This is a genomic window from Pseudomonas sp. A-R-19 (genome assembly GCF_019956575.1).
Lineage (GTDB): Bacteria > Pseudomonadota > Gammaproteobacteria > Pseudomonadales > Pseudomonadaceae > Aquipseudomonas.
The window spans coordinates 81,782-97,941 of the sequence record NZ_JAHBDR010000082.1 but is presented as its reverse complement, the minus strand read 5'-3'; the positions used below and the strand labels follow the sequence as shown (position 1 = coordinate 97,941).

Sequence of the window (16,160 nt, the reverse complement as noted above, 5' to 3'; positions counted from 1 at the left end):
ATTTTCGGTGTGTTGCAAAATTTTAAATTTTATTCGGTGCTGTTGTCTGTGAGGAAGTTACAGTTTTGGAAGTTGTAAGTGACGGGCATAAAAAAACCGGCACAAGTGCCGGTTTTCTCAGCTGTGATTTAGCGGGGCTTATTAAGCGCCGTATACCGGCAGCTTCTTGCAGATAGCCTTGACCTTCTCACGAACGGCGTCGATCACCGCTTCGTTGGAAAGATCTGCCAGGATGTCGCAGATCCAGCCGGCCAGTTCCTTGCACTCTGCTTCCTTGAAGCCGCGAGTGGTCACAGCCGGAGTGCCGAAGCGCAGGCCGGAGGTGACGAACGGGGAGCGTGGGTCGTTTGGCACGGAGTTCTTGTTCACGGTGATGAACGCTTTGCCCAGAGCGGCGTCAGCATCTTTACCGGAGATTTCCTGCTTGATCAGCGACAGCAGGAACAGGTGGTTCTGAGTACCGCCCGACACCACGTCGAAGCCGCGCTCGATGAACACGCTGGCCATGGCCTGGGCGTTTTTCACCACTTGTTGCTGGTAGGTCTTGAACTCAGGCTGCAGCGCTTCCTTGAAGCAGATCGCTTTAGCGGCGATCACATGTTCCAGCGGGCCACCCTGGGCGCCCGGGAATACCGCGGAGTTCAGCTTCTTCTCGATGTCGGCGTTGGCGCGAGCCAGGATCAGGCCACCACGTGGACCGCGCAGGGTCTTGTGGGTGGTGGTGGTCACGACGTCAGCGAATGGAACCGGGTTCGGGTAGACGCCAGCGGCGACCAGGCCGGCCACGTGGGCCATGTCGACGAACAGGTAAGCGCCAACCTTGTCGGCGATTTCGCGGAAGCGCGGGAAGTCGAGGATCTGCGAGTAGGCAGAGAAACCAGCCACGATCATTTTTGGCTTGTGTTCAACCGCCAGGCGCTCGACTTCGTCGTAGTCGATCAGGCCATTGGCGTCGATGCCGTACTGGATGGCGTTGTACAGCTTGCCGGAGGACGAAACGCTGGCGCCGTGGGTCAGGTGACCACCGTGGGCCAGGCTCATGCCCAGGATGGTGTCGCCAGCCGACAGCAGGGCCAGGTAAACGGCGCTGTTGGCTTGCGAGCCGGCGTGCGGCTGAACGTTGGCGTAGTCGGCACCGAACAGCTCTTTGGCGCGATCGATCGCCAGTTGCTCGACGATATCTACGTACTCGCAACCACCGTAGTAGCGCTTGCCCGGGTAGCCTTCGGCGTACTTGTTGGTCAGTACCGAGCCTTGAGCTTCCATCACCGCAGGGCTGGTGTAGTTTTCCGAAGCGATCAGCTCAATGTGCTCTTCCTGGCGCTGAGCTTCTTGCTCCATGGCGGCAAAGAGATCGGCGTCGTACTTGGCAATAGTCAAATCACGGCTGAACATGGCGGTCCTCAAGGATCGGGGGCGGAAAAGGGGGGCATTCTACCCCAACGGGTTTTGGAAGGCATATGAAACGGCATCATGTCGCAGACAAGTGGGCTTCATGACCTGATATGCGGTGTCTGTGGTGGCCCCTTCGCGAGCAAGCCCGCTCCCACATTTGAAATGCTATCCCCTGTGGGAGCGGGCTTGCTCGCGAAGAGGTCAGCAAACTCAGCGCAACGCTTCAATCGAACATAAAGAGCGCATCATTGCTGAACTGCCCCTCGAACCGCCCCGCCGGCATCGGCCGCCCGAACAGGTAACCCTGCACCTCGTCGCAACCGTGCTCCCTCAGGAAGTCCAGCTGCTCTTGGGTTTCCACACCCTCGGCGATCACCGCCAGATTGAGGCTGTGGGCCATGGCGATGATCGCCCGGGCGATCTGCGCATCCTGTTCTCCGGATGGCAGGCCATCGACGAAGGTGCGGTCGATCTTCAGTACGTCGATCGGGAATTGCTTGAGGTAGTTGAGCGATGAATAACCGGTACCGAAGTCGTCGACGGCAATGCTCAGGCCGAGGTTTTTCAGGCCGTCGAGGATCTGCATCGCCTCGCTGACTTCGCGCATCAGGATACTTTCGGTCAGTTCCAGCTCCAGGCACGCCGGCGGCAGGCCGGTTTCCCTGAGGATGGTGGCGATTCGCGTGCCGAGCTGGCCATCGGAGAACTGCCGCGCCGAGATGTTCACCGACACCTTCGGCACCCGTACCCTGGCCTGATGCCAAGCCTTGAGTTGGCGGCAGGCTTCGCTGATCACCCAGTCGCCGACATCCACCACCAGACCGAGCTCTTCGAGCACCGGTATGAAGTCCCCCGGCGGCACCAGCCCGCGGCGTGGATGACGCCAGCGCAGCAGTGCCTCGGCGCCGGTCAAACGTTTGCCATCGCCACTGAATTGCGGCTGGTAATACAGCACGAATTCGTTCTGTTCCAGGGCGTGGCGCAAGTCGCTTTCCAGTTCCAGCCGCTCCAGGGCGCTGGCGTTCATGTCCGCCTGATAGAACTGGAAGTTGTTCTTGCCACGCTCCTTGGCGTGGTACATCGCCGTGTCGGCGTTCTTCATCAACTGGCTGAGCTCGTTGCCGTCCTGCGGGCTCAGGGCGATGCCGATACTGGCCGTGACAAAGAACTCGCGGCCTTCGAGTACGAACGGTTTCACCAGACTGGCGAGAATCTGTTCGGCCACATGAATGGCCCGGTTCAGGGCGATTTCGCGGTTGGCTCGCGGTTGCAGGAGCAAAGTGAACTCGTCGCCGCCCATGCGCGCCACGGTGTCGTCATCGTCGACGCAACCGAGCAGGCGCGTGGCCATTTCCTTGAGCATGCGGTCGCCGGCGGCGTGGCCCAGGGAGTCGTTGATCGGCTTGAAGCGATCGAGATCGAGGAACATCAGCACCACCCACGACTTCTGCCGCTCGGCCGATTGCAGTGCCGTGTGCAGGCGATCCTGGAACAGCGTGCGGTTAGGCAGGTGGGTCAGGGCGTCGTAGTAGGCGAGGCGGTGAATCCGCTGCTCGCTGGCCTTGCGCTCGCTGATGTCGCTGAAGAAACACACATAACTGGCCAGGTCGCCTTCATCGTCGAGCACGGCGGTGATCCCGACCCAGGCCGGGTAATGCTCGCCGTTACGACGCTTGAGCCAGACTTCGCCTTCCCAGGTGCTGTGCTGGCCCAATTGTTTGAGTACGTAACGCAGATGGGCTTCCTGCTGGTCGTCGACGGTCAGCATGTTCGGCAACTGGTCGAGCACCTGCTCCACGGCATAACCGCTGACACGGCTGAAGGCTTCGTTGGCCTGGACGATGTAGCCGGCCGGGTCGGTGATCAGGATCGCCGAGGTCGAGTGTTCGAATACCGTGGCGGCCATGCGCAAGTCTTTTTCGGCCCGGCGTTGCTGGCTGATGTCGCGACCGACGCCCAGCACGCCTTCGAATGTCCCGTGCTCGTCCCAGACCAATACCAGGCGCAGTTCAATCGGGATCTTGCGCCCGTCGGCCCGCAGGCAATCGAACAGGAACAGTTGGGTTTGCACCTGGCTGCGTAACACAGCCAGTTGGTCCGGCTGATCCAGCGCTTTGCTGACCCGATCCATCAACTGGTAGATGCCGGTCAATTGTTGCGGGTTGGCGATGGTCGATTGCCAGCCGTTCTGGAAAATCCATTCGGCGTCGTAGCCCAACACGGCTTGCACCGAAGGGCTGACGTAATTGAGGTTGAGGCGGCTGTCGGTGGAGAAAATCACGTCGCTGATGCTTTCTGCGAGCATTCGGTAGCGCTGCTCGCTGTCACGCAGCGATTCGCTGGCTTCGATCTGGTCGGTGATGTCCTTGGCCACGCCGATGATCCGCGTGACCTGGTCGTCCTTGTCCCGCGCCAGTGCCTGCTCGCGAATCTCGAAGCGTCGCCACTGGCCGTCGCGATGGCGGAAACGCAACTGGCACTGCATCAACTGGCGATAACCGGCCTGGCGCTGGACCTGGCGGGAACGATGGTAATAGTCGGCGTCTTCGGGGTGCAGGAGGATTTCCCAGAAGTATTCGCCCATCTGGTGCAGCTCGGTGCGGTTGTAGCCCAGGGTCTGGCCCAGATGGTGGTTGCTGAAGATCATGCGCTGGCTGATCACATCCTGCACATACAGATGATCCGGTACCGTGCGCACCACATCTGACCAGAACCCTTCGCGCTCCAGCAATGACAGCTCGATGAGCTTGCGGCTGGTGATGTCGGTGATGCTCAGGATCACCGCTTTATAGTCGTCCTGGGTTTGCGGCAGGCGCAGCACCAGCCACAGGTGCTGGTCGCGACCGCTGGCATCCTGCAGTTTGATTTCCAGCTCAAGCTGTTGCTGCTGGTTGAGTACCGCGTCGAGTACCTGTTTGCCGATGGCGGTGCCGTCCTGCGGGTTGCCGTCGATCAGGAGTTTCCAGGCCTTGTCGGCGTTATCGACATTAAGCAGTTGCAGCGCGACCTGGTTGACTTCGGTGACCCGCAGTTCCTGCAACAGTTGCCGACGTTGTCCCGCAACCGCCAGCCATGTTTTCAGTTGCTCACTGTCCTGCAATTGCGCCTTGTCGAACATGTTCTTGAGCCCGGACATGTCGAGGACGCACAGGGCCACGCCGGTGCCTTCGAAAATGTCCTGGTAACGTCGACGCCCTTCATTCAATTGGTGCTGACGCCGGCGCATGTTCAGCAAGGCGAGGAATGGCAGCATGGAAAACGCCAGGCCCAGCAGGCATTTGCCGATGAACGCCGGCAGCAGCTCTTCCAGCACGTGTTGACGGTCGAACAAGCCACGCAGTTGCCAGTCGCTGCTGCTCAACGGAACCGTCAGCACACTGCTTGCGATATCGTCCTCGGTCAGCGTGCCCGGATTGATCGCGGGCTGCGCTTCGTCGCGGCTGATGATCTGATGATTGATGCGGTTCTCCACCAGCCACATCGGGCGGCCACCGGCCTCGCTTTGCTTGGTCAGGGACGAAAAGAAGGTGGGTGTCAGGCGCAAGGCCCAATAGCCTCGGGAACTGCCGCTGGCCTGATGCAACAATAAATGCACCACGGAGCCATCGGTGCCATTGCTGAAGTAGTGCGCCTGGGAGTGGCTGCGGCGCACCAGTTCGACCAGGTAGTCGCTGTCATCGTTTTCGGGGGCGCTGTCACTGATGACTCTTCCCGATGGGCTGAGCAACGCCAGGCTGCGCAGATCAGGCAGCGACTGTTGCAGCTTGCGCAGCAGGGCCTGCATTTCATCGGCGCCCTGCGGTTGCTCGACGATCGGCAACAGATTGAGGGCGATCTGCGCGTTGAGCGCCATGTTCAGGCTGACCTGCGCGGCCAGGTCGGCGGTGTAGTCGATGGTGTACTGGCGCTGGTTTTTCTGGGTTTCGCGCAACTGGTCGAGCAACTGCCAGAACAGCAGGGCCAGCAGTAACAACACGAGTGTCGCCAATGTGCCCTTCAAGGTCCCGCGCAGGGGCGAGCCGGGCGCTGTGGCCGGCGCGCTGGAAGTCAGTGGCGGAGGAACATTGGACAAGCTGTAATCCTGCGGTTTGGCTGGACTGGCGCGACGTGCACTATAAGCCGGACGCCCGAAGGGCGGCTAGCATGCCTTGAGTTGTGGCGAAGTGCCAGCCCCTGCCCGTCGGCTGGACTGCCATCTGTCATTAAGGTAGCTTTGCCGGTTACGCGGGAGCGTTCCAGCTCCTAGACTCAGACTTTTTCAGCGCGCACGTATTGATAGCCTCAAGCGAGCGACGCGCACGGTCTGGCCGGGCATTGCCTGCGCTCCAATCATTCATCTGTCACTGACCCTAGGTTCTCCATGGCTCAATACGTATTCACCATGCATCGGCTGGGCAAAGTTGTTCCGCCGAAGCGGGAAATCCTGAAAAACATTTCTCTGTCCTTCTTCCCCGGCGCCAAGATCGGCGTGCTCGGCCTCAACGGTTCGGGTAAGTCCACGCTGTTGAAAATCATGGCTGGCGTCGACACCGAGTTCGAGGGCGAAGCCCGTCCGATGCCGGAGCTGAACATCGGCTACCTGCCGCAGGAACCGCAACTGGATCCGACCAAGACCGTGCGTGAAGTGGTCGAGGAAGCGGTCAGCGTGATCAAGAACGCCCAGGCGCGGCTGGACGAGGTCTACGCGGCCTACGCTGAAGAAGACGCCGACTTCGACAAACTGGCTGCCGAACAGGCCAAGCTCGAAGCGATCCTGCAAGCCAGCGACGGCCACAACCTCGATCGTCAACTGGAAGTCGCCGCCGACGCGCTGCGTCTGCCGGCCTGGGATGCCAAGGTCGAATTCCTCTCCGGTGGTGAGAAGCGTCGTGTGGCCTTGTGCCGCCTGCTGCTGTCCGCACCGGACATGCTGCTGCTCGACGAACCGACCAACCACCTGGACGCCGATTCCGTTGCGTGGCTCGAGCACTTCCTGCACGACTTCCCGGGCACCGTGGTCGCGATCACGCACGACCGTTACTTCCTGGACAACGTTGCCGGCTGGATCCTGGAACTCGACCGCGGTGCGGGCATTCCTTACGAGGGCAACTACTCGGGTTGGCTGGAAGCCAAGTCCGATCGTCTGGCTGCCGAATCCAAGCAGCAGTCGGCCCACGAAAAGGCCATGAAGGAAGAACTGGAGTGGGTGCGCAAAGGCGCCAAGGCCCGCCAGTCGAAATCCAAGGCTCGTCTGCAACGCTTCGAAGAAATGCAATCGCAGGAATTCCAGAAGCGCAGCGAAACCAACGAGATCTACATCCCGGCCGGTCCACGCCTGGGCGACAAGGTCATCGAATTCAAGAACGTCACCAAGGGCTATGGCGATCGCGTGCTGATCGACAACCTGTCGTTCTCCATGCCTAAAGGCGCCATCGTCGGCGTGATCGGCGGTAACGGTGCCGGTAAATCGACCCTGTTCCGCATGTTGATGGGCAAGGAAACGCCGGATTCGGGCAGCATCGAAGTCGGTGAAACCGTGCAGCTGGCTTGCGTCGACCAGAGCCGCGAAGACCTGGATGGCAGCAAGACCGTGTTCCAGCAGATCTCCGACGGTTCCGACCAGATCCGCATCGGCAACTACGAGATCCCGTCGCGTACCTACGTTGGTCGCTTCAACTTCAAGGGCGGCGATCAGCAGAAGTTCGTCAAGGACCTGTCCGGTGGTGAGCGCGGTCGCTTGCACCTGGCCCTGACCCTGAAGGAGGGCGGCAACGTCCTGCTGCTCGACGAACCGTCCAACGACCTCGACGTCGAAACCCTGCGTTCCCTGGAAGAAGCCCTGCTGGACTTCCCGGGCGCCGCCATTGTGATCTCTCACGATCGGTGGTTCCTTGACCGCGTCGCGACGCACATCCTGGCGTACGAAGACGACTCGCAAGCGGTGTTCTTCGAAGGCAACTACACCGAGTACGAAGCCGACCGTAAAAAGCGCCTCGGCGACGCGGCTGCCCAGCCGCATCGTGTACGGCACAAGAAACTGGCCTGATTTCGGGTTGGTTGCATAAAGAACGGAGCCTTCGGGCTCCGTTTTTTTTGCCTGTGTTTTTTCAATGACACCGAGTCGCGCCATTCGCGAGCGAGCCCGTTCCCACAGGGTTTTGTGAAAGGCACAAATCTCAATTCAACAGAAGATCCCCTGTGGGAGCGGGCTTGCTCGCGAAGGCGGTGTTCCTGATGGTGCAATACTCGAATGGTGAATCCCTATTCAGGTGCAAAAATGGTCAAAAAACAGATTAATTTATATCCTGTGCACCATTTAATTTCATGAATGCGACATTTTGCTCTGTTCCTGTGCGCGAATCGTTTGTTACAGTCCGGCTCAATCTCCTCCAACGACAATAAATTTGCCGAGACTTTTCCATGATCGAATCTGTCGAGTCCTTCCTTGCGCGCCTGAAAAAACGCGACCCGGATCAACCCGAATTCCACCAGGCCGTCGAAGAAGTTCTGCGCAGTCTGTGGCCGTTTCTTGAGGCCAATCCGCATTACCTGAACTCAGGCATCCTGGAGCGCATCTGCGAGCCTGAGCGGGCGGTGGTGTTTCGCGTGTCGTGGGTCGACGATCACGGCAAGGTCCAGGTCAACCGCGGTTTCCGCATCCAGATGAACAGCGCCATTGGCCCCTACAAGGGTGGCTTGCGTTTCCATCCTTCGGTGAACATGGGCGTTCTGAAGTTCCTTGCCTTCGAGCAGACCTTCAAGAACTCCCTGACTTCGCTGCCAATGGGCGGTGGCAAGGGTGGTTCGGACTTCGACCCCAAAGGCAAAAGCGACGCCGAAGTCATGAGTTTCTGCCAGGCTTTCATGAGCGAGTTGTACCGTCATATCGGTGCGGATGTTGATGTGCCGGCCGGTGATATCGGCGTCGGTGCTCGTGAGATCGGCTTTCTGTTCGGCCAGTACAAGCGCCTGAGCAACCAGTTCACCAGCGTGTTGACCGGCAAGGGCCCGAGCTACGGCGGCAGCCTGATTCGCCCGGAAGCCACCGGTTTCGGTTGCGTGTACTTCGCCGAAGAAATGCTCAAGCGTCGTGGTTTGGCGGTCGAGGGCAAGCGCGTGGCGATTTCCGGTTCGGGTAACGTCGCGCAATACGCCGCGCGCAAGGTCATGGACCTGGGCGGCAAAGTGATTTCGCTGTCTGATTCCGAAGGTACGCTGTACTGCGAAAGCGGTTTGACCGAGGAGCAATGGCAAGCGGTGCTGGAACTGAAAAACGTCCAGCGCGGGCGCATCAGTGAACTGGCCGGCCGTTTTGGCCTGGAATTCCGCGCAGGTCAGCTGCCATGGAGCCTGAGTTGCGACATCGCGCTGCCCTGCGCGACGCAAAACGAACTGGATGCCGAAGCCGCCCGCGCCTTGCTGCGCAACGGCTGCATCTGTGTCGCGGAAGGCGCGAACATGCCGACCACCCTTGAGGCGGTGGACCTGTTCATCGAGGCCGACATTCTGTTCGCGCCGGGCAAGGCCTCCAACGCGGGCGGTGTGGCGGTGAGCGGGCTGGAGATGTCGCAGAACGCCATGCGCCTGGCGTGGACCGCTGGCGAAGTGGACAGCAAGTTGCACGCCATCATCCAGTCGATTCACCACGCTTGCGTGCATTACGGTGAGGAGAGCGGCCGGGTCAATTACGTTAAAGGCGCGAACATCGCCGGCTTCGTGAAAGTCGCCGATGCGATGCTGGCCCAGGGCGTCGTTTAACTCGGCTCGATGCGGATCACTTCAATCTGTTGATCCCCGGCGGGGCGCAGCCACAGCACTTCGTCGTTGAGTCGTGCGCCGAGCAGTGCCCGACCCAGCGGTGAACCCCAATTGATCAGGCCGTGAGCGGCATCGGCCTGATCCTCGCCCACCAGCTGTACCCGGCGTTCGGTGGCGTGTTCGTCGGCGTAAGTCACCCAACTGCCGATCTGCACTTTCTCGGTCGAGGTCGCAGCAAGTACGACCTGAGCGCTGCCCAGGCGCTGCTTGAAGTAACGCAAATCACGTTCGAGATCGACCAGGCGCTGTTTGTCCGCCTGCTCGCCTTTTGCCGATTGCTCGGCATGCAGGGTTTGCAGTTCGGCGACTTTACCCTTTAACAGGTCCAGGCCTTGTGGCGTGACGTAATTGGGCTGCGCGCTGACCTGCCGTTCGACAGGCTGATCGGCTTGCGCGGCGGCGTTATCTTCATTGACGAAGGCACGGCTCATGGAATTCTCCCGGTATAGGGTTTGGGCCATGGTCGCAGGCATTTGGTTTCACTGGATGTCTGAAAGCGACTTACGGCGAGTGATAAGCCCGTGCGGCGTCCTGATCCTTCTGCTGCTGCCAGGCTTTGTCCCGTTCCTCCAGATGGCTGTTGCGCCCATCCCCGCGGTCCTGGTTGTCGCGCATGGCCTGGCACTGGCGAAAGCCATCGCTCCAGCCTTCGGCGTACATTGGGTCCTTGAGGTAACGCGGGACGTTTTTGCGGAACTCGCCGGAGATCGCCCCGGCGGCCTGCCGACCGCTGCTGCAACCGTCATCGAAGCCATCGGCGAAGGCGGGTGGGTAACCTTTGGCGAGCAGCTCTTCGTGGGTTGACTGGCAACCTGCGAGCAGCAACAACACACCCACAACACTTGCATAACGCCGCATTCCTCACTCCCGGGCCATTCAGCGGCCTATGGGTGAAGTCTAGGAGAGGACGAGTGAGGCGATCGTGAAAGAAAGATCAAAGAATTCTTGTAGGAGCCGGCTTGCTGGCGATGGGATCAACGCGGTGTGTCCGAATAACCACGGTGATGCCATCGCCAGCAAGCCGGCTCCTACAGGCGTGGCGATCAGTAGTGATACCACTTCAGCTCAAGCATCACTTCGTTCTCGGCCGTGGCCAAATGGCTGAACTCGCGTTGCGCGCTCAAGCGCAGACCGAGATTGCGCGATATTTCCCACTGCTGATTCAGGCTCAGGCTACGGCGCACTTCGCCATTGGTGAAGAAATCGCCTTTGGCTTCCAGGCTCAAGTTACCCAGCGGGTTCTTCCACAGCACACCGCTGTTGAAACCGGCGGCTGGCGCGACGAATGCGGCGAAGTCGTTGTTGTGCTCGATACGCACCGTGCCCAAGGCAAAACCGAGCATGTCATCGCCCAGTTGCCAGGTTCCGCCACCACCGCCGTTGACGTGGCTGACCAGGGTCTGGTCATCGTGCTTGCCCGGCACCCGCTCCAGGCCACCGGTGACTTGCCATGACAGCGGTTGCAGCAATTCGTTACGCGGGGTCAGGGAGCGAATGGTCGCCAGATCCAGTTGCTGCACTTGCCAGTCATTGCCTTCGTACTGGCGCAGTTTCAATTGCAGGATTTCGATCTGCGCGCCAAGGGGAAAGCTTTCGTTGTTGTCATTGAGGTCGTGATAAGCCATGCGCAAGCCGTACTCGCCAAAGGCTTTATCGCCACGGGTGCCGAGGCCGAGCTGCCAGGTTCGGGACTCGTGGCCGTCTTCAGGCAGGCCGGGTTGCGGGATGTCCAGCTCCGGTGCCGGGTTCTGGTTGATCGCCCGCAGCAGTTCGAAGCTGCGCTGGGCGCGCGCCGGGTCGCGTTCCTGACCGTTGGCGCGGTAGCGCTCCAGGCGATAGGCCGCATCGATGATCAGCGCCTGGCGGTCGCGGGGTTGCGCCTTGAACGCAGGATCTTGCAATTGTTTCTGATCGGCGCTGATTTTCAGCACCCATTGCTGCTCTTCAGGGTTCAACGGCTCAGCGCGACTGAGCAACTCGCGTTCCCGGGAGGGACGATACTGGATCGACTCCACCAGCCCGGCCTCTTTCACGGCCTTGACGGTGTCGGTGGGAATGGCCGTGAGCGGGAATTGCTCGGTCAGGCGCAGGCTTGGACGGGCCACTTGCAGCAGTTCCAGCAAGCGGTATGAGCAGTTTTCGTCGAAGAAGAAGTAATCGAACTTGATCTGCTTCAGCTCCCAGACGTGCTCGACCATGCGCGCGGTTTCCTGTTGCGTCAGGTTCAGCCGGTATTCCCACAGGTCGCGGTTTTCCAGGCTGCGGTATTCCGAGAGTTTTTCCTGATAGGGCACCAGTGCGAACAGGCCGGGATAACCGCCCATCAGGCCTTTCCAGGCATAGAGGATGCTGTTGTCCGAACCCTCGATGTAGGCGCCGAAGTTGATGGCGTAGCTGAGCAGCGAAGTCTTGTCGTTCTTTACACCGGCCTGGTCGATGCGCAGCAGGGTGTGGCCGAACATCGAGGACGGGCTATTCAGATAGGCTGCCGGGAAGATCATCACCGCGCTGTCGGGCGAGACGTCCTTGAACCATTGCTTGAACTCGGCGCAGTCCGGCGTCGGCAGGCCGGTCAGGCCGAGTTGCTCTTTGAGCCAGCGGGTGCGGGCCGGGTAGACGCATTGAGCGTGTTGTTCACCGGCACTGTCCGGGGCGTACAGGGCTTGTACGGTCGCCGCCAGTTCATGGTCCGGGTGTTCATTGCCGTCAGCGGCGAGAAAGAATTTCGGATCGCTGACATAGCTGCGCCAGCCGCCGAGCTTGGCGGTCTCGTAATGGCCCAGGGATATCCAGAAAGGGTCGTTGGCCAGTTGCTGCAAACGTTGAGGGTCGATATGAGGCGCGGCGGACAGCGGGGCGCAGACACACAGCGCCAGCCAGGCAAGGCGTTTGAGCATAAATGGCAACTTAACTTGAAAAAAATGAAGACCGGCGCGGTTGATGCTTCCCCCTGTAGGAGCTGGCTTGCCAGCGATGGTCTCTAAGGCGCCGCGTTTATCCAGTAGACACGCGTCATCGTTAACGACCATCGCTGGCAAGCCAGCTCCTACAGTACGCAGGCATCACCAAAAAAACAAAACCCGCTTCCCGAAAGAAGCGGGGCGGGTCGAGCTTAAGCTTGAGTTGCGTACTTGGCCAGACGAGGGTCGGCTTTGAGCACGGCCAGGGTGTTGGTATGCACATCTTCGGCAGTCACGTCAGCCTTGCTGAAGATCTGCTGGAAGTGCTCGTGAGTGACGGCGGCGAAGTGCGCACGGTCTTCCGGCGCCACGCCCAATACCACGGCATAGGTGGTCAGCGCTTCGCCCTGACCTTTGGCCATGTCTTCGGACAGCTCGTTCATCATGCCATTCATGGCAAACCAGGATTTGCCGCCATAGGTCAGCGCCGCATTGGTTGCGCAGCCGTTGGTGCCGGAGGTCATACCGAAGGTTGCGTTGCCGGAAGTGCCGTTGGTGGTGGATGCCAGGAAGTGAGCTGGAGTACCACGCTGGCCTTCGAACAGCATGTTGCCCCAACCGCAATCCGGGCCGCCAGGCGCTTGCGCCATGGCATTGATGGATACAGCGGTGAAGAGAGTACCAAGAAGAATCCGTTTCATAGCTTTATTCTCTTTATGTGCATACCAATAGACAAGGGAGTCTGGCCCGTTCCGGTGCCAGTGGGCCGGGCATTAGTCCAGCCGCGCAGTTTGGAGTTTAGGCACGATCACGGGGTTCCGTGATTTTTTGCAAAACATTCATGGGGAACGACGGCGCAAGCCCGGCCCGCCTGGGGTTGGCGGATTGACTATGCTCAGGCCTGCGGCGCTCCTTGCCAGTCGGGCATGGGCAGCGCCAGAATGCTGCCATCTGCCCCGCCTGATTGTAAGGAAGCCCGATGCCTGATCCTGTTGCTGCCAGCTTGCGTCTAGCGCCCGAAGCGCTGACCCGTCCGTTTTCCGCTGAACAGTTCAGCTTCTCTACCACCAATGATCTGGAGCCCTTTCGCGGTGTGCTTGGCCAGGAACGTGCGGTCGAAGCCTTGCAGTTCGGTGTGGCCATGCCACGCCCCGGTTACAACGTATTCGTCATGGGCGAGCCCGGCACTGGCCGGTTCTCGTTCGTCAAACGCTACCTCAAGGCCGAAGGCAAGCGCCTGCAGACCCCGGCGGACTGGGTCTACGTCAACAATTTCGATGAACCTCGCGAGCCGCGCGCGCTGGAGCTGCCGTCGGGCACCGCCGGTGCCTTCATCGCTGACATCAACGGCTTGATCGACAACCTGCTGGCGACGTTTCCGGCAGTCTTCGAGCATCCGTCCTACCAGCAGAAGAAAAGCAGCATCGACCGCGCCTTCAACCAGCGCTACGACAAGGCCCTGGACGTCATCGAGCGTCTGGCGCTGGAAAAGGACGTCGCGCTCTACCGCGACGCCAGCAATATCGCCTTCACCCCGATGGGCGACGGCAAGGCGTTGGACGAGGCTGAGTTCGCCCAGTTGCCGGAAGCCGAGCGCGAACGCTTTCACGAGGATATTTCGGCACTGGAGGAGCGCCTGAATGAAGAGCTCGCCAGCCTGCCGCAATGGAAGCGTGAGTCGAGCAACCAACTGCGTCATCTGAACGAAGAAACCATCACCCTGGCCTTGCAGCCATTGTTGTCGCCACTCTCGGAGAAATACGCCGAGAACGCGGCGGTCTGCGGTTATCTGCAAGCCATGCAGGTGTACTTGCTCAAGACCGTGGTCGAGCAACTGGTGGACGACAGCAAGACCGACGCTGTCGCCCGCAAGTTGCTGGAAGAACAATACGCGCCGAGCCTGGTGGTCGGTCACTCGGCCAGCGGCGGTGCGCCAGTGGTGTTCGAGCCGCACCCGACCTACGAAAACCTTTTCGGTCGTATCGAATACAGCACCGATCAGGGCGCGCTGTACACCACCTACCGCCAACTGCGGCCGGGTGCGTTGCACCGGGCCAACGGCGGCTTCCTGATCCTTGAAGCGGACAAAATGCTCAGCGAGCCGTTCGTGTGGGACGCCCTGAAACGCGCCCTGCAATCACGCAAGCTGAAAATGGAGTCGCCGCTCGGTGAGCTGGGCCGTCTGGCCACCGTGACCCTGACACCGCAACACATTCCGTTGCAGGTCAAAGTCGTCATCATCGGTGCCCGCCAGCTGTATTACACGCTGCAAGACCTCGATCCGGACTTCCAGGAGATGTTCCGCGTCCTGGTGGATTTCGACGAAGACATCCCGATGGTCGACGAGAGCCTGGAGCAATTCGCCCAGTTGCTCAAGACCCGTACTTCCGAAGAAGGCATGGCACCGCTGACCGCCGATGCGGTGGCGCGCCTGGCCACCTACAGTGCGCGCCTGGCCGAGCACCAGGGGCGCTTGTCGGCGCGTATCGGTGACTTGTTCCAACTGGTCAGCGAGGCAGACTTCATCCGTCACCTGGCTGGCGATGAAATGACCGACGCCGGGCACATCGAGCGTGCACTCAAGGCCAAGGCCACGCGGACCGGACGGGTTTCGGCGCGGATTCTCGACGACATGCTGGCCGGGATCATCCTGATCGACACCGATGGCGCGGCGGTCGGCAAGTGCAATGGCTTGACCGTGCTGGAAGTCGGCGACTCGGCCTTCGGTGTGCCGGCGCGAATTTCCGCCACGGTGTACCCGGGCGGCAGCGGTATCGTTGACATCGAGCGTGAGGTCAACCTCGGCCAGCCGATCCACTCCAAGGGGGTGATGATCCTCACGGGGTATCTGGGCAGCCGCTACGCCCAGGAATTCCCGCTGGCGATTTCCGCGAGCATCGCCCTGGAGCAATCCTACGGTTATGTCGATGGCGACAGTGCTTCCCTGGGCGAGGCCTGCACCCTGATTTCGGCCTTGTCGAAAACCCCGCTCAAGCAGTGCTTTGCCATCACCGGTTCGATCAACCAGTTTGGCGAAGTACAGGCAGTCGGCGGAGTCAACGAGAAGATCGAGGGCTTCTTCCGTCTGTGCGAAGCCCGCGGTTTGACTGGCGAGCAGGGGGCGATCATTCCTCATGCCAACGTCGCCACGCTGATGCTCGACGAGAAAGTGCTGGCGGCCGTGCGTGCGGGGCAGTTCCATGTGTACGCGGTCCGTCAGGCCGACGAAGCCTTGAGTTTGCTGGTGGGCGAGCCGGCCGGCGAGCCGGACGAAAATGGCGAGTTCCCTGAAGGCAGCGTGAACGCGCGGGTTGTGGAGCGCCTGCGGGTTATCGCGGAAATGATCAGTGAAGATGATCTGAAAGAAGCCGAGAAGGAGTTGGCGCAGGAGGCTTTGGCAGAAACCAAACCAGCTTGATGCAGTAACCCATGTGGGAGCGGGCTTGCTCGCGAAGGCGTCGTGTCAGTCGACATCAAAGTTGCATGACACACTGCTTTCGCGAGCAAGCCCGCTCCCACATTTGTTTGTGTGAGTAGCGGAAAAGCGTCGTCGAAATGGCGTCAATATTCACACTATGACCATTCGGCGCCTTTCGGTCTCCGCTCGGCCTGCAAGCCAGACTTTTCTTCTATTCTCTGCTCAAGGATATCGACAGTAATCACAGGATCGAAACAGCCTTCCCGCGGGGGCTGAATACCGGATCTACCGAGGGTCGCCGCCATGTCGCGCAACCTCTGTCTCACCCGTCAATGCCTGGGCCTTGTGACCCGTATCGAATGTGCCATCCGCCCATTGGCGGGAGATACGGGCATGTGGACTCTGCTCTTCGCCGCCGGAATGGCCGGCGAACAACCTTCGGCCATCAAGGCCCAAGGCCCGTTTCACGGTCCAATCGTCGCTGAATCAATCCTCGACACCATCGTTGAAAGCCTGACCTTGCATGGCTACGAGTTGGCCGACGATCCGCAAATCTGGTGCCTGCACCTGCAAGCCCAACTGCGGGAAATCAACGGGGGGCGCTGCCGGAACATGGGCGGCTTCGAGTTTCACCCAGAGCACTGAGTCGC

General features: G+C 60.3%; 10 protein-coding genes. 4 read left to right on the top strand and 6 right to left on the bottom strand.

Annotation, left to right across the window (positions count from 1 at the left end; genetic code table 11):
* Window positions 1–141: 141 nt before the first annotated feature.
* Window positions 142–1,395 (bottom strand): serine hydroxymethyltransferase, encoded by a 1,254-nt coding sequence (gene glyA, locus KGA88_RS23630; protein ID WP_110657115.1) that lies wholly within the window; start codon window positions 1,393–1,395, stop codon window positions 142–144.
* Window positions 1,396–1,618: 223 nt separating this feature from the next.
* Window positions 1,619–5,467 carry an EAL domain-containing protein gene (locus KGA88_RS23625; RefSeq protein ID WP_223594625.1) on the bottom strand — a complete coding sequence of 1,283 codons (3,849 nt, stop codon included), beginning with the start codon at window positions 5,465–5,467 and terminating at the stop codon, window positions 1,619–1,621.
* A 288-nt stretch (window positions 5,468–5,755) separates the two neighbouring features.
* Between KGA88_RS23625 and ettA the strand changes: the two genes are divergently transcribed.
* Complete coding sequence (gene ettA / locus KGA88_RS23620; RefSeq protein ID WP_110657111.1) at window positions 5,756–7,420, top strand: energy-dependent translational throttle protein EttA; 1,665 nt, start codon at window positions 5,756–5,758, stop codon at window positions 7,418–7,420.
* A 374-nt stretch (window positions 7,421–7,794) separates the two neighbouring features.
* Window positions 7,795–9,132 (top strand): NADP-specific glutamate dehydrogenase, encoded by a 1,338-nt coding sequence (gene gdhA, locus KGA88_RS23615; protein ID WP_223594624.1) that lies wholly within the window; start codon window positions 7,795–7,797, stop codon window positions 9,130–9,132.
* On the opposite strand, the gene KGA88_RS23610 is transcribed toward gdhA, so the two are convergent.
* The 4 genes from KGA88_RS23610 to KGA88_RS23595 all read right to left on the bottom strand — a co-directional run bounded on the left by KGA88_RS23610 (window position 9,129) and on the right by KGA88_RS23595 (window position 12,793).
* The gene (locus KGA88_RS23610) at window positions 9,129–9,623 is read right to left on the bottom strand and encodes a GreA/GreB family elongation factor (RefSeq protein ID WP_110657107.1); all 495 of its coding nucleotides are present in this window, start codon (window positions 9,621–9,623) and stop codon (window positions 9,129–9,131) included. The genes gdhA and KGA88_RS23610 overlap by 4 nt on opposite strands.
* Before the next feature lie 70 nt (window positions 9,624–9,693).
* Window positions 9,694–10,050, bottom strand: a complete 357-nt coding sequence (locus KGA88_RS23605) for a hypothetical protein (protein ID WP_110657105.1) — start codon at window positions 10,048–10,050, stop codon at window positions 9,694–9,696.
* A gap of 185 nt (window positions 10,051–10,235) precedes the next feature.
* On the bottom strand, window positions 10,236–12,089 hold the full coding sequence (locus KGA88_RS23600; RefSeq protein ID WP_223594621.1) for a DUF4105 domain-containing protein: 1,854 nt from the start codon (window positions 12,087–12,089) through the stop codon (window positions 10,236–10,238).
* Between the two features lie 215 nt (window positions 12,090–12,304).
* The gene (locus KGA88_RS23595) at window positions 12,305–12,793 is read right to left on the bottom strand and encodes a DUF3015 domain-containing protein (RefSeq protein WP_102672634.1); all 489 of its coding nucleotides are present in this window, start codon (window positions 12,791–12,793) and stop codon (window positions 12,305–12,307) included.
* A 278-nt stretch (window positions 12,794–13,071) separates the two neighbouring features.
* Here KGA88_RS23595 and KGA88_RS23590 point away from each other — a divergent pair, with 278 nt between their 5' ends.
* Window positions 13,072–15,510: a Lon protease family protein gene (locus KGA88_RS23590; RefSeq protein ID WP_110662257.1), complete on the top strand. Its 2,439-nt coding sequence runs from the start codon at window positions 13,072–13,074 to the stop codon at window positions 15,508–15,510.
* A 303-nt stretch (window positions 15,511–15,813) separates the two neighbouring features.
* Window positions 15,814–16,155 (top strand): hypothetical protein, encoded by a 342-nt coding sequence (locus KGA88_RS23585; protein ID WP_110659058.1) that lies wholly within the window; start codon window positions 15,814–15,816, stop codon window positions 16,153–16,155.
* Window positions 16,156–16,160 lie beyond the last annotated feature (5 nt).

Coding starts and splice junctions, on each gene's coding strand:
- KGA88_RS23610 (WP_110657107.1), bottom strand. CDS start 9,623: ATGAGCCGTGCCTTCGTCAATGAAGATAACGCCGCCGCGCAAGCCGAT.
- KGA88_RS23605 (WP_110657105.1), bottom strand. CDS start 10,050: ATGCGGCGTTATGCAAGTGTTGTGGGTGTGTTGTTGCTGCTCGCAGGT.
- KGA88_RS23595 (WP_102672634.1), bottom strand. CDS start 12,793: ATGAAACGGATTCTTCTTGGTACTCTCTTCACCGCTGTATCCATCAAT.
- glyA (WP_110657115.1), bottom strand. CDS start 1,395: ATGTTCAGCCGTGATTTGACTATTGCCAAGTACGACGCCGATCTCTTT.
- KGA88_RS23590 (WP_110662257.1), top strand. CDS start 13,072: ATGCCTGATCCTGTTGCTGCCAGCTTGCGTCTAGCGCCCGAAGCGCTG.
- KGA88_RS23585 (WP_110659058.1), top strand. CDS start 15,814: ATGTCGCGCAACCTCTGTCTCACCCGTCAATGCCTGGGCCTTGTGACC.
- KGA88_RS23600 (WP_223594621.1), bottom strand. CDS start 12,089: ATGCTCAAACGCCTTGCCTGGCTGGCGCTGTGTGTCTGCGCCCCGCTG.
- gdhA (WP_223594624.1), top strand. CDS start 7,795: ATGATCGAATCTGTCGAGTCCTTCCTTGCGCGCCTGAAAAAACGCGAC.
- ettA (WP_110657111.1), top strand. CDS start 5,756: ATGGCTCAATACGTATTCACCATGCATCGGCTGGGCAAAGTTGTTCCG.